Source organism: Bacteroidota bacterium (assembly GCA_018692315.1).
Classification (GTDB): Bacteria; Bacteroidota; Bacteroidia; order Bacteroidales; family JABHKC01; genus JABHKC01.
The window spans coordinates 39695-55414 of record JABHKC010000248.1 but is presented as its reverse complement, the minus strand read 5'-3'; the positions used below and the strand labels follow the sequence as shown (position 1 = coordinate 55414).

Here is a 15720-nt window from a genome sequence, read left to right as displayed (position 1 = left end):
TTTGAATAGTTGCAATTTGTTTCAAAATAACATTTGCTAAAATTGAGAAATATTTTTGTTTGCTAAAATAGAAACGAACAACTTTGCACAAATTTCTTTTTTCGTAAGTTGATAAAATATGATTTTAAGGTTTATAAAATTGATATTAAGTAAGTTTTTTATAGGATTAGTAAAATTTTATCAATATTTTATTTCTCCTATTACTCCAGCTGCTTGCCGATATACGCCAACTTGTTCAACATACAGTATTCAAGCAATAAAAAAACATGGTCCTTTTAAAGGAGGCTGGCTTGCATTAAAAAGAATAGTTTCCTGCAATCCTTGGGGTGGACATGGGCATGATGCGGTGCCATAGAAATTTTCATTAAAAATTGAAGATTGATTGATTTTGATTTATTCAAATAGGGTAAAAAGTTAAATATTATACAAAAAGTTATATTTACTAACTTTTCAACTAATATTGCGTAATTCAATTCTAATTTAAAATTGAAATATGAACAGATTATATATTTATTTTATATCAATAACACTTATATTTTTTGCTTCAAAAGCAATTGCAAAAGAAGTTAATATTAACAAAGCGAGAGAGGTAGCCAAAAACTTTCACTATCAAAACAAGCTGGAATGTAATTCTGACAAAGCTGCAACCGTTTCCATAAAAAATGAATTTATATTAAAATCGAATTCACAAAACCATAAAATCCAGCAAACTTTAATTTATATTTTCAATTTCGAAAACGATGGATTTGTCATAGTTTCTGCCGAAGATAAAACCATACCAATTTTAGGTTATTCTGCAAAAGGCAAATACGAAAATAACAATCCTCCTCCGGCATTCGGCTGGATTATTGACAGTTACAAAAAACAAATAGTTTTCATAAAAGAAAAAATTACAGTTGTTCCGCAAGAAATTACCGAAGCCTGGCAAGAATATTCAACAAGAAATGGAGGAATTGCAAAAAGCACAACTGCGGTTTCGCCACTGCTTAGCACAACATGGAATCAGGATTGCTACTACAACGAAAGCTGCCCGACAGATGCAGTAGCTCCATGGTATGCATGTGGTCATGTTTTTGCGGGTTGTGTTGCTACAACTATGGGGCAAATAATGAAATATCATGCACACCCGGCACAAGGAACAGGTTCTTATTCATACACACACGCCGACTATGGCTTACAGTCAGTTAATTTTGCAAATTCAAGCTACAATTGGGCGGCAATGCCAAATAGCATTAATTCCAGCAATTCGGCGATTGCCAATCTGCTCTACGATTGTGCTGTTTCAGTGGATATGGATTTTGGGACTGATGGCTCCGGTGCTCCTTCGCTTAGCGCTGTTGGAGCTTTTGTAAATTATTTTAATTATTCCTCATCTGCACAAATGATAATGAAAAGTAATTATACTGACGCAGATTGGAAAACTGCTATTGTTGCCGAATTAGATGCCTCAAGACCAGTTTATTACAGAGGCGAAGATTCTGGAAATACAGCAGGACATGCCTTTGTTTGCGATGGCTATCAGGGAACAGAATATTTTCATTTCAATTTTGGCTGGAGCGGATCTTACGATGGATATTTCTACTTGTCGAGTTTAAGTCCCAGTTCTTATAATTTTACTTTTGATCAGGGTGCAATAATTGGAATTACTCCTTCGAACTCGCCATATTGTGTTTCCGGAAGCTTGCAGTGCGATGAATATATTAGCAATGTGAATTTGAATACTATCAGCAATTCTTCGGCTTGTGGTACTGGTGGTTACACAGATTTTTCGACTATTTCGACCGATTTAGAAATAAATAATTCTTACGCTATAACTATTACAAACGGAAGTCCATATTCTGGTGACCAATGTGGTGTTTGGATAGATTGGAATCAGGATTACGATTTTGATGATACGAACGAAACAATCACAATATCCGGTGGATTTACTTCTTTTAGCGGAAGCATTTCTGTACCGACTGATGCTATTTTAGGAAATACAAAAATGAGAGTTAGAATCTCATATACCGGAACCTTTTCTGCTTGTGGATCAACAAGCTATGGCGAAGTAGAAGATTACAATATAAACGTAATAAATAATGCTCCTATAATAACATATTCATCATCGCAAGTTTCTTGTTTTGGAAACGCCGATGGAGCCATAGATTTAATTGTAGTTGGTGGGATTCCACCGTTTTCATACCAATGGAGTGGTCCCAATGGCTTTTCATCTGGCTTAGAAGATATTTCAAATCTGGTTGCCGGAAATTATTTCATTACAGTTACTGATAATAATTCTATTTCTGTATCAGAAAATATTGCAATTTCTCAACCATTAGAATTGAGTTTGACGTTTAATGTAAATGAAATTACAAATTTTGGAGGAAACGATGGCGGAATTGATATAAGTGTTTCCGGCGGTTTTTTCCCATTTACATTTTTGTGGTCGAATGGCGAAACATCCCAAAATATAGAAAATATTTCGGCAGGAAGCTATACTGTTACAGTTTCAGATTATAATTTGTGTATCGAAACAGTAACTGTTGTTGTTCCCGAAGGACAAAACATTTTGAATTCTCCACTTTGGACATTCACTAATACAGGAAGCAATCATACAATTTTGCTCGCTAATACCATAGAAATTTCAATAAACAATATTCCGGTTGATGCTGGAGATTATATTGGAGTGTTTTACGATTCGCTTGGCAATTTGGCTTGTGCCGGATATTTGATGTGGGCTGGAGCAAACGATGCAATTACTGCCTGGGGCGAATATCTGGGAAACGATGGATTTATTGCAGGCGAAGAATTTGTTTGGAAAATATGGGACGAATCTACTTCTACAGAATATATTGCAGAAGCAAGTTATCAAACTACAGGATTTCCAAATACTAATACTTTTCAAATAAATGGAATTAGTGCTCTTGCTTCGCTTACTGTTACTACATATTCTCCTAATTGGACATATTCGAATACCGGTAACAATCACACTATTCTGATTCAAAACACAATTCCAATTACTATAGATGGCGTTCAAATTTCAAATGGAGATTATATTGGAGTATTTTTTGATTCGCTCGGAACTATAGCTTGTGGAGGTTATTATATTTGGCAAGGCTCAACTGATGCGATCACCGCTTGGGGCGAATATCTCGGCAATGATGGTTTTGTAAATGGCGAAATTTTTAAATGGAAATTATTTGATGTTTCTGAGGGTGAAGAATACCTTGCAGAGGCTTCATATTTTACTTCCGGATATTTGAATACTAACACATATGCAATAAATGGAATTAGCGGACTAAGCTCTCTAATTGCAAGCAGTTCAGATATTCAAACTATAAATTTAGTGTCCGGTTGGAGCATTTTTTCTACTTATATTGAACCCTTCTATTCTGATGTTGAATCGATTTTTAGTTCTATTGTTTCAGAAGTTGTTATAGTAAAAAATGGTTTGGGTAGTGTTTATTATCCACAATTTGGTGTAAACCTAATAGGAAATCTTATTCTTGGCGAGGGATATCAGATTAAAACAAATTCATCTCAGATTATTGAAATTGAAGGAAATGCTGCTATTCCTGAAAACACAGCCATAAATATACCACTTGGCTGGAGCTATTTGGGTTATCTTCGAAACAATTCCGCTCCGATTTCTACTATGCTTAGTTCAATTGACTTAAATATTGAAATTGTAAAAAATGGTTTGGGACAAGTTTATTATCCTCAATATGGTGTCAATCTTATTGGGAACATGAACACAGGAGAAGGCTATCAAGTCAAAATGAATTTGGCGGATACTTTATACTATCCTGCAAATTAGGACTAAGCAGGCCTTTCGAATTTCTTGCAAATTTACTGAAACTCAAATCATTAATTGTTTGAGGAACGATCGATAAATGATTCTTTTGTCTGGAAAAAGCTTGGGAGTAATATCAAAAAATTGAAATAATTCTTAAAACCATTTGTTTACGATTACTTCAATATTTTCTGTTTTAAACGGTTTTACAATATAATCGTTCATTCCGGCAGCAATACATTTTTCTCTATCTCCTTTCATTGCATTAGCAGTGAGTGCCACTATAATTGTTTCATATTTTTTTTGCCGTAATTCTTTTGTAGCATCAATTCCGGACATTACCGGCATTTGAACGTCCATAAAAATTACATCATAATTGTTTTCTTCCATTTTCTCGACTGCTTCCAAGCCATTAGAAACAATTGTGATTGAATAATCTAAACGGGCGAATATTTTTTCCGCAATTTTTTGGTTGATAAGATTATCTTCCGCAAGCAAAATATTTAATGGTTTTCTAATCGCTAAAGGAACAACGTTTTCATCAACTACAATTGGCTTTACAATTTCAGTTGTGCAATAAAGATTTTTTAAAATTTCAAAGATTCGAGATTGCTTAATTGGTTTATAAGTGCATTCAAATATCTTAAGTTCATGACATTTCGATTTGCTGACCGAAACATTGTCGGACGAAAGCATTACAATGTCTAAAGTTTTGTGTAAATTTTTAGTTTTTAGTTTTTCAATCAACTGAAAACCATTTATTTTTGGCATATTATAATCTAAAAACATCAGTTCGTAGCCCTTCCCTTTATTTTCTTCTTTTTCAATTTCAACTAATGCTTCTTCTGGATCTTCAAAACAAGTAGATTTCAGATTCCAGGTTTTTAATATTTCCCTCAAAACAAATAAATTAGTTTCATTATCATCAACAAGAATTACTTTTTTGTTGCTAATATCAATAGGTAAAATTTGTTTATTGTGGTCTTCGCTGAAATTAATTCCGAAAGGAATGATAAAATGAAATACCGATCCGGGATAATCTGCATTTTCGGCATATTTTGGATTTGGGCTTTCGACCCAAATATTTCCATTCATTAATTCAACCAGCATTTTAGAGATTGTTGTTCCTAATCCCGTTCCTCCATATTTTCTGCTCGTTGAACCATCAGCCTGAGTGAAAGATTCAAAAATTAAATCGAGTTTTTCTTTTGGAATTCCTATGCCGCTATCGGCTATTAAAAAATGCACAGATGCAGTATTTATATGGATATTTTCAAGCTCAATTCTTATGAATACATCACCTTCTTGGGTGAATTTTATGGCATTGCTGATAAGGTTTAATAATATTTGCATTAATCTTGATTCGTCGCCAATTATGAATTGCGGGACTTCACTTGAAATATGACTGATTAATTCTAATTTTTTTTCATTTATTTTTATTGCGAACTGGTCGATAATACTGTCTAATAGCTCTCTAAGATTGAAAGTGAAATTTTCGATTTCGAGTTTTCCTGCTTCAATTTTTGAGAAATCTAAAATGTCATTTATTAAAGTTAATAGTGAATTTCCTGAACGATTGATAATTGAGAGCATATTTTTTTGTTCATCATCAAGTTTCGAGTGAATGAGAATTTCTGTAGCTCCTATAATTCCGTTCATTGGAGTCCTAATTTCATGGCTCATTTTGGCAAGAAATTCGCTTTTAGTTTTCATTCCTAACTTAGCAGCAGAAAGAGCTTTGCCTAAAGTTTTATTATTTTCTTCAAGCTCAATTTTGTTTTGTCTTAGTTTGTTTGCTCTATCTTCGCTAAGCTTTTTCTCTTCAAGAAATAAATTCCAAGTACTATTATATTTTTTTGCATAGATAGCCATAAATGCAAAAAATAGCAGAAATGAAATAGAAATTATTATCGGAAAATCAGGGAAAAAAAAATACGAATATATTATAGAAGGTATTATTAGGAATGTTAGATTTAAGATAACTAAAGATAATCTTTTATACATGCTGAAAGCACCGGCAGCCCCAGTACCAACAATAAGTATTGGGAGCATGAAGATTTTTGGAGACAGTTCACTTGCATAAAGAAGTTCTAATAAAAAAAGAATAGACCAAAAAAACGAGGAAAGTAATATTGCAAAAATTGTTAGTTTTTCATACTTTATAGTATTTTTTGCAATGAATATTAGAAAAATACGAAACCCAATAATTGACAAAAATGTTATTATTGTCAAAAAATGTTCTGATGGATGATTTTCTTTATATGATGGAGTTATATATAATATGAAAAATAAAATTATTTGAGAAATACATGAAACCAATGAATTTTCCTCAAAATTAACTTGATGTTTCTTCATTACTAAAGTTTTAGTCTATACAAATTTCAAATTATTGTTATATTGCTTGAGTTTTATCTTTGAAAGCCCATTTTTCTATAATCCAAATAATATCTTCTCTTTTTACAGGTTTAACAATATAGTCATTCATTCCGGCTTGAATACAAGATTCTTTAACACCTTTCATTGCATTGGCTGTTAATGCAATTATGGTTGTATCATTTCTAATTTTTCTAAGTTTTTTTGTTGCTTCTATACCATCTAATATTGGCATTTGAATATCCATGAATACAATGTCGAACTTTTCATTCACAATTTTTTCGAATGCTTGTTGCCCGTTTTCAACAATTTTTATCTCGCAAGACATTAGTTTGAATATTTTTTCAATCACATTTTGATTTATATGATCGTCCTCTGCAACTAATATCTTCAATCCTTTTATGAAACTTGGCAATCTATCTTCGCTTGGCTTATTATCAGAATTTTTCCCCTCCGAATAAAGTTTCAATATCGATTCAAAAAGTGCCGATTGCTTTATAGGTTTGAACAAACAATCTGCCGCTCCGAATTCAAGACATTTTGCTTTTGTTACATTTATTGAATCAGAGGATAGAATTACGATTTTCAAACCATGATGCACACCAAGAGTTTTGATTTTTTCTATCAGAATAAAACCGTTCATCATTGGCATATTAAAATCTAAAAGGAGTATGTCATACGGGTTATTTTTATTGTAATTATTTGCTATTTGTTGGATAGCATCGTTGGGATTATCAACCAAATCGGCTTTTATATGCCACTTTTTCACAAATTCATTGACAACATATAAATTTACAGGATTATCATCTACAATTATCACCCTTTTTTTACTTAAATCTATATCCGTATCTTCGCTTATATCAATTGAATTACTGTCAATTTCTAAGGGGAGCGTGAAATGAAAAATTGTTCCGGGATTATCACTTTGCATTTTGATTAAAGGATTAGGACTTTCTACCCAAATTTTGCCATCCATTAAATTGACCAGCATTTTTGAGATGGTTGTACCAAGTCCTGTTCCTCCGTATTTTCTGCTTGTTGAGCCATCTACTTGAGTGAATGATTCAAATATTTTTTCAAGTTTTTCTCTCGGAATACCTATGCCTGTGTCTTCAATAGAAAAATGTAGTAAAATTGAATTTTCCGAGATTTCTTCTCCTTTTTCAATTCTGAGAATTACCTGACCCTCTTTAGTAAATTTTAATGAATTCCCGACTAGATTAGTTAGAATTTGCAAAATTCTATTTTCATCTCCAATAAGATATGTCGGTATTTTGCTTGAAATGATATTTATAAGTTCAATTTTTTTCCTGTTCGCTTCTATCGAAAATTGGTCTATTAAACTCTCCATTGAAATTTTGAAATTGAAAGACAAATTTTCTATTTCAAGTTTTCCGGCTTCAATTTTCGAGAAATCGAGAATGTCATTTATCAAATTTAGTAGAGATTCGCTCGAACGCTGAACTATATCTGTCATGTTTTTTTGATCGTCATTCAAATCTGAATTTCGAAGTATTTCTGACGCTCCAATTATTCCGTTCATTGGTGTACGAATTTCGTGGCTCATATTTGCCAGAAATTCCGACTTAGCTCTGTTTGCTTCTATTTCTCTTATTTGTGCATTTTTCTGGTCGCTAATGTCCATAAAAGCCTCTAATAGGACATCTTCTCCATTTATTCTTATTGGTATTACGCTTTTAAGAATTGGTACCCTAGCTCCATTTTTCCCAAGCATAATCTTCTCTTCACGATAGAAAGACCTTCTATTCAAATCGTATATTGGAAATTCATTTTCTTTTGCCGTACAAAAATTATTATGACAAATTTTAGAAAACATAAACTCATGTGCTTCTTCATTTGTATCGAAATTCATAATTTTTGCAGCTGCATTATTTAATTGAATTATTCTCTTCTGTTTTATCAAGACTATTCCTACAGGTAAATTGTCGAGAATAGTTTTCATTGTTTCGTTTGACTCTTTAATCGATTTTATGAGCTTCCGCTTTTCTGTAATATCTTCTTTTACTTCAATGAAATGAGTAATTATTCCTTCTGCATTTACGATTGGAGAAATAACAGCTTCCTCCCAATATTCGGTTTTGTTTTTACGAATGTTGCAAACTTCGCCTCTCCACGTTTTCCCTTCCGACAAGGTTTGCCAAATGGTTTTATCAAAATTGTTATTCCCTGACTTCAAAATTGCCGGATTGTCTTCATATAATTCCTCTTTTGAATATCCGGATATCTCTGAAAAAAAATTGTTAATATATTCAATTTTTCCTTGAATATTTGTGATTCTGATGGATACAGGACTTTGTTCTACGGCTTCCGATAGTTTTTTATTGCTTTCTTGTGCAAAAGAGTTGATTTGAATTATTTTTCTAATTTGTGAAACAATGATTAGTGAAGTGATTAATACAATCATGCCAATTAATATTATTACATAAATCTTGTAATTTTTGATTTTTTTGATTTTGTAATCGACACTTATTTCGGTTCTAAAGAGTTTATTCTTAATGTCAAAATGTATTTTGTTCCCATTTTCTTTAATACGCTTAAATAAAGTTTCTGCTTGCTTAAGTTTGTAGTTTATTTCAGAATCGTATATAAGATCAATTTCGTCTTTTTCAAATTTCTTATTTAATAGAAATGTTATTTTTTTCGACAACTCTTTAATTTCCTGGGTTTTTGGGCTTATTTCAAGAACTTCAATGACTAATTCGCTTTTTAAATCTCTAATATAATGTATTTCTTCTGCAATTTTATCGACAGCATAGAAATTCACATCCAGCTGATTTACAATTGTTCCACCTTTGTTTAGTACCGAAATAATTTCTTCAATCGAAGCAAATAATTTATTAAGTTGTCTGTTGGTATTTTCAATTTGTTTTTGACGGCTAATTGTTGAAAAATTATTAAATTCCATGTTCACCATCAAAATACTTTTTTGCAAGAGATTTCCTAATTTGTATTTTTCTTGCTGATTGATAACAGTTTTATTGTATTTCGACAGGTAGTTTTTTTCAATATAAGAGTCGATGAAAGAAACAAAAACCAAGGCAAAAATAAATATAATTAATAGAAAATACACCTTGTAAATTATTGAGCCATGAATTTCACTATTTTTGAATAATTTCTGCACAATTTTTTTATTTAATTTGACATTTAATTGATGAAATTATTTTACGTTATATAGGCCATATTTCCTAAATATTTCTTTCCCTTGCTCTGATGCGGCAAATAACATAAATTTTTTCGCAATTTCAGGATATTCCGAAGTTTTTAAAAGACCGATGACTAATTTTTTCTTCTTAGCAAATTGCTTTTCAATTGGTAAAACATCAATATAATTTTTGTTTTCGTCCCATGTAGAAGTTGCAAACCAATTGATTACAATATCTGCTTCATTTTCAATTAAAACCCTTACAAGGTCTTTTGAGTCGGTAGTCAGCTTTAGAGCGTTGTTTTCTACTTGCTCGAAAATTCCCTTTCTATCCAATATTTTTTTTGTTTCTTTTCCTATGCTACCACTCTCCGGATTTCCAATCACAACAGAATATTTTTTATCTGTCAAATTACTTAAGTCGTTACTAATATTTAGAGGATTATCTTTTTGAATCATTATTGCTGCTTTATTATAACCAACAAAAACAGTATCGTCTATGATTCCGGGAGATTCTTTTTCAATTTTGGTATAATAGGCATCGGAACCTGGAAGGAATAAATCTCCATTTTTATTGTGAATTATTGCTTTTAGCAGATTTCCCGATCCTCCTTTTGTAATTACTATTTTACAGTTTTCCTGAACTTCAATTATTTCTTTAATCTCTGTCATAGGTTTTATCATGGTAATACCACAATAAATCAATAGTTCTTTTTGTTCAAGTTTTTTTGTTTCATTGTTGCCCGACTGGCAGGCTGTACATGCAAAAATAGCTATAAGAAAGAAGTATTTGATTAGTTTTTCTTTTTTATCAAATTTTTTAACTATTGAAGAGTAAGAAATGTTCATTATAATCTCAATTTTCGTTAAAATAATCAAATGCTAAGATAATATTATTTTTAAAGAAAAATATTAGAATTTATAAAAAGCGAGGGACTGCTAATGATTTTATTTATATACAAATTCTAACAACCAATTTAAGAATAAATGATTTTTAGAGAAATACTATTTGGAAATTGCGAAATGCCTAATGGTATTAATAATACTTGCTTCATCGAACTTGCATTCTTTGTATAATTCTTTTTGCGTACCGTGCTCAATAAAATTATCAGGGATGCCAAGAATTTTAATTTCTGAAGAATAATTATATTTATTCTTAAATTCAAGAATTGCACTTCCGAATCCACCAATTATTGTCCCATCTTCGATTGTAATTATTTTGTCAAATTTAGAAAAAATCTGATGTAGTAATTTTGTATCTATTGGTTTTACAAAACGCATGTCGAAAACAGCAACTGAAATATTTTCTAATAAAGAACTTTCGCTTGCTTGAACAGCCATATTTCCAACAGGACCGATAGTTAAAATTGCTATGTCGTTTCCATTTTTTATCTGCTGCCCTTTGCCAACAGGAATTTCCTTGAAGGATTTTTGCCAATCTGGATTTTCGCCATTTCCGCGCGGATACCTTATCACAAATGGTCCTTTGTTTTCTAATTGAGCTGTAAACATTAAGTTTCTCAATTCAGTTTCATTCAAAGGCGATGCTATTGTTAAATTTGGTATGAGTCGCATATACGCCAAATCGTATGCACCATGATGAGTTGCTCCATCAGAGCCAACCAGCCCAGCCCTATCGAGGCAAAATACCACATTCAAATTTTGCAATGCTACATCGTGGATTACCTGATCGTAGGCTCTTTGCATAAAACTTGAATATATATTGCAAAATGGGAGTAAGTTTTGTATTGACAATCCTGCCGAGAATGTTACAGCATGTTGTTCTGCTATGCCTACATCAAATGCTCTGTCTGGCATTTTTTTCATCATAATATTCATTGAGCATCCCGATGGCATTGCTGGGGTAATTCCAACAATTTTTTCATTTTTTTCGGCAAGTTCTACCAATGTATGTCCAAAAACATCTTGATATTTTGGTGCAACATTTTCAGAAGATGAATTCTCAATTAATTCTCCTGTTTTGATATTAAATTTCCCTGGTGCATGATGCCATTTTGTTTGATGTAGTTCTGCCAATTCAAAGCCTTTTCCTTTTGTTGTTTGAATATGAAGAAGTTTTGGGCCTTTTATTTTCTTTAAATCTTTTAGAACATTTACTAAAGAGTTAATATCATGCCCATCGACTGGTCCAAAATATCTGAAATGAAATGCTTCGAATAAATTACTTTGCTTTAGCAGCATCGATTTCAATCCTCCTTCTATTTTTTGAACTAAAGATCTAGTATCGGGACCCAATTTATTCAATTTCCCAAGAAGATTCCATACCTCGTTTCTGAATTTGTTGTAGGTCGAAGATGTGGTAATATCTAACAAATAATCCTTTAAGGCTCCGGCATTTGGGTCAATTGCCATTTTGTTGTCGTTCAGGATTATAAGAATATTCGATTTTTCAATACCAGCATTATTTAATCCCTCGAAAGCCAGACCAGCTGTCATTGATCCATCGCCAATAACTGCAACAACTTGCTTATCTTCTTTATTAAGTTTTGCTGCAATTGCCATTCCTAAAGCTGCAGAAATAGATGTTGAAGAATGACCTACTCCGAACGAATCGTATTCGCTTTCGCTAATATTCGGGAAACCGCTAATACCTTTATATTTGCGATTTGTATGAAAAAGTTCTCTTCTACCAGTTAAAATTTTATGCCCATATGCTTGATGGCCAACATCCCATACAATCTGGTCGTATGGAGTGTTAAACACATAATGTAGAGCAACAGTCAATTCAACAACTCCGAGACTTGCACCAAAATGACCAGGATTATTTGACACCTCATCAATGATAAATTGGCGTAATTCTTTACAAACTTGCAATAATTCGCTTTTTTCAAGTAGCCTTAAATCAGAAGGTAAGACTATTTTTTCTAACAAATCTCCAGCTATTGCTGCCATATACTTATATAAACTTCAAACATCGCTACAAAACTAATAATATTAGTCGTTGTAGATAAAAAAAAGAAATATTTTTATTTGGGTGGGTATAATCTTTAACTTTCAAACATAAATTTTAAAGCAAGTGAATAAGTAATTTATCCCACACTTGAAACTTATAAATATCAATTTTTACAAAAAATATCTGCATATATTATCGGAATTTGTGGATACTTTTTTAAATCTTTAAGTGTTTCAAATATAATTTTAATTACTACTTAACCTTACTCTAATCTAAGGTACGATTCCAACCACTGGATTAATAATAAGACTCATTTCTCAGCTTGTAATATTATTTAAATATTCTTTTTACAATTGATTTCAATTCTTCATTAATGGTGTCTTTCTTTTATGCCACAACGATTCAACCATCCAAATCAAATAAATTAGCTATATCCTTTCGGTAATTTTTACCGACTGGCAACTTAGTCCCAACAATTTCAATTAAGTTTCCCTCCAGGGTATCAATCTTTTTTATTGAAACAATATATGATTTATGTATTCTGATAAAGTTTGTACTTGGCAGCTTTTCTTCAAGTTCTTTAAGTGAGACCAGAGCAGTAATACGTTTGTTTATTGTGTGAAAAGTTACATATGCCTTTTGACCTTCAACGTAAACTAAATCATCATAATTTATTTTGTAATGCTTGCGGTCTGCTCTTATTACCAGATAATCATCATGAAGTGTGGTTTCTGATTGCAAATTACTCTGAGGTTTACTATCATGAAAAGAGGTCTCCTTTAACGCAAGTACTTTATTTGTGGCAGAAACGAAACGTTCAAATGAGAATGGCTTAAGTAAATAATCACATACATTAAGCTCATAACCATCAATCGCAAACTCCTTGAAAGCAGAAGTTATAATTACATAAGGAGGATTTACTAGGGTCCTAATAAAATCAAGACCTGACATTTCCGGCATTTGAATATCCAGATACATTAAATCAATCTTTCCTGATTTAATCAAATCAATTGCCTTTAAAGGTGAATTATAGTCACCGACTAAATCCAGGTATGGAAGTTTGTGAATGTAATCCACAACATACTGCCGTGCTAGGAGTTCATCATCAATTACTATGCATCTTAATATCATTGGTATCAATGGTTAGAGTTACTTGATAATTGTTTTCAGATTCACTAATAATGAGTTGATGTTTCTCAGGATATATTATTTTCAACCTTTGTTTTACATTACTTATTCCAGTTCCCACACCAGGTTTTACCTTTGACACAGGTGGGATAGTATTTGTAATTAAAAACTTTAGCTTCCCATCTGCTTCAGAAAGCAGTTCAATTTCGATTTTTGCATTTTGAAACTCTTCAATCATACTATATTTAAAACTATTTTCAACAAAGGGGATGAACAACATTGGTGCAATTTGAATAGTAGGGTTGAGTTCCCCATAATTGAAGTGTACGTTCATTTCTTCGGCCGATTTCATTTTTTGGAAATCAATATAGTTTTTAATGTATTCAATTTCAGATTTAATAGGAACATTTTCAGACGCACAATCATCAATCACATATCGTAGCATATTGGATAATTTCAATATACTCATAGGAGCCCTATCAGATTTCATATAACATAAGGCATAGATATTATTAAGCGCATTGAAAAGAAAATGAGGATTTATTTGCGAGCGTAAAAGCTTTAATTCTGTTTTGAGTTTAATCTCCTGGATTTCTTTGTGAGACAATGATTGCTCTTTCAATCGCTTCTGAATTAAATAAACTGTACCAACAACAATCATAAGTAATAACCAAAGAAAGCCTCTTGCCGTCATCATTACTTTAGGGTTGGCGCTATGTCTAATAGAAATTGAAGCTGGTTCAATTAAAATCTGCTCAATCAACACCAAAAAGAAAGTCGCTAATAATAGTAAGAAAAAAACAAAAATAAAATATTTAGTTGATTGAGTAGTAACATAAAACTTAGGAAACAAAACCAAAGTATTCACATAAAATACGATTGCATAAAACACGCAACTGACTACAGTAAAGAGAATGGCATTCCCAATAGGCAATAGTACCGATGCCACTCCTAGGGTAATTCCGATTATTAAAGTCCAAAATATGATATGCCATCCAATAAATCTTTTATCCATTTCAAAAGCTTTGGGCGTAAAAGTAAAGCCAAATTCAACAAACTTCAAATATAATTAACCAAATTTAGATTCCTGTTCACTAACTGAAAGATTTGTCGAATAATATGAATCTCCAATCCCTTTTACCCTCAAAACCGCCATTCGTTCAAAAATACCAGCAGTTGGTTCAATAAATATGGTTTCTCAACTCATCCGTAATTAATTTTGCACTTGATTTTTTACAAAAAAAGACTATTGAATGAAACAGAAAATAATAACTACAGTTTTAAGTCTGCTAATATTGATAATAGCGGTAGTGGCTTCTATGATGTTTTTAAGAAACAAGCCCGAGGCAAAAAAAGATTTGGTTGTTCAAAATTCAATTGCAGTAAAATCTAAAGTTGTTACAAACCAGCAAATTAGTTCTGACATAAAATATCCAGGTCGGGTGAATTCTGCTGAAAATGTTTCACTCGCGGCTGAAGTTAATGGTCGGATTATGCAAGGCAGTGTTCCACTTAAAGAAGGACAATCATTTACAAAAGGACAGCTACTAGTGGAAATTTTTGGTGAAGATACCGAAGCCTCTTTGAAAGCCTCAAGAAGCAATTTTCTGCGGACACTTTCGCTTACACTACCTGATATCAACATAGACTTTTCGGAAAGTTACAATAAGTGGAATACCTATTTTCAGATCGTAAACATTAACAATAAATTACCAAAATTGCCAGAAATTAAAAGCGAAAGCGAAAAGGTGTTTATGGCATCTAATGGTGTTTTGTCTGAATACTATAACATTCAAAAACAAGAGATTACTCTGGATAAATATCAAATATGGGCTCCATTTTCCGGATATTACAAAGTCGTTAACAAAGAGGTTGGAGCACTTGCATCAAATGGTGTTGAAATTGCCATAATTGTTCGCAACGATAAGCTGGAAGTAATTGTTCCAATTTCAGTTAAAGATGCGAAAAGAGTAAAACACGGCCAGAAATTCAGGATAATTTCAAACGAAAAGGAATATATAGGAACACTATCGCGGATTGCCGGATTTGTTGAAGAGTCAACACAGTCGGTAAATATCTATATCTCCTACACACCGGAAAGTAAACACGAATTATTTGAAGGCGAATTGGTTTCGGTAAGTTTTAATACCACAACGATTCAATTGGGCACCTCTTTGCCACGTGAGGCTGTGATGCCTGATGGAACTGTATTTATAGTAGTCGACAATAAACTTAAAAAGCAAGCTGTAGAAATCATTCAGCAATTAGAAGATGAGTCGTGTGTAAAAGGGCTGAATGAAGGTGATACTGTTGTAGTTGAGTCACTTGTAAATGTTCAAAACGGACAGGAAGTAAAATTGATAAACTAAA

At 32.2% G+C, this 15720-nt stretch carries 9 protein-coding genes; 3 read left to right on the top strand and 6 right to left on the bottom strand.

The genetic code is table 11. The annotated features are described in order from the left end of the window. Window positions 1-118: 118 nt before the first annotated feature. Together yidD and HN894_18130 are read left to right on the top strand one after the other, a co-directional pair. Window positions 119-355, top strand: a complete 237-nt coding sequence (gene yidD / locus HN894_18135; GenBank protein ID MBT7145246.1) for a membrane protein insertion efficiency factor YidD — start codon at window positions 119-121, stop codon at window positions 353-355. 138 nt (window positions 356-493) lie between these two features. Further along, window positions 494-3796: a hypothetical protein gene (locus HN894_18130; protein MBT7145245.1), complete on the top strand. Its 3303-nt coding sequence runs from the start codon at window positions 494-496 to the stop codon at window positions 3794-3796. A 132-nt stretch (window positions 3797-3928) separates the two neighbouring features. On the opposite strand, the gene HN894_18125 is transcribed toward HN894_18130, so the two are convergent. The 6 genes from HN894_18125 to HN894_18100 all read right to left on the bottom strand — a co-directional run bounded on the left by HN894_18125 (window position 3929) and on the right by HN894_18100 (window position 14365). Beyond that, complete coding sequence (locus tag HN894_18125; GenBank protein MBT7145244.1) at window positions 3929-6127, bottom strand: response regulator; 2199 nt, start codon at window positions 6125-6127, stop codon at window positions 3929-3931. 37 nt (window positions 6128-6164) lie between these two features. Continuing rightward, window positions 6165-9287 carry a response regulator gene (locus HN894_18120; protein ID MBT7145243.1) on the bottom strand — a complete coding sequence of 1041 codons (3123 nt, stop codon included), beginning with the start codon at window positions 9285-9287 and terminating at the stop codon, window positions 6165-6167. A gap of 36 nt (window positions 9288-9323) precedes the next feature. Next, complete coding sequence (gene modA, locus HN894_18115; protein MBT7145242.1) at window positions 9324-10157, bottom strand: molybdate ABC transporter substrate-binding protein; 834 nt, start codon at window positions 10155-10157, stop codon at window positions 9324-9326. A 156-nt stretch (window positions 10158-10313) separates the two neighbouring features. Further along, complete coding sequence (locus tag HN894_18110) at window positions 10314-12221, bottom strand: 1-deoxy-D-xylulose-5-phosphate synthase (GenBank protein ID MBT7145241.1); 1908 nt, start codon at window positions 12219-12221, stop codon at window positions 10314-10316. A gap of 403 nt (window positions 12222-12624) precedes the next feature. Continuing rightward, the gene (locus tag HN894_18105; GenBank protein MBT7145240.1) at window positions 12625-13353 is read right to left on the bottom strand and encodes a response regulator transcription factor; all 729 of its coding nucleotides are present in this window, start codon (window positions 13351-13353) and stop codon (window positions 12625-12627) included. Continuing rightward, window positions 13328-14365, bottom strand: a complete 1038-nt coding sequence (locus tag HN894_18100; protein MBT7145239.1) for a histidine kinase — start codon at window positions 14363-14365, stop codon at window positions 13328-13330. Before HN894_18100 ends, HN894_18105 begins: the two co-directional genes overlap by 26 nt. Window positions 14366-14603: 238 nt before the next feature. Between HN894_18100 and HN894_18095 the strand changes: the two genes are divergently transcribed. Beyond that, window positions 14604-15719, top strand: coding sequence for an efflux RND transporter periplasmic adaptor subunit (locus tag HN894_18095; protein MBT7145238.1), 1116 nt, complete (start codon window positions 14604-14606; stop codon window positions 15717-15719). Window position 15720: the final 1 nt, after the last annotated feature.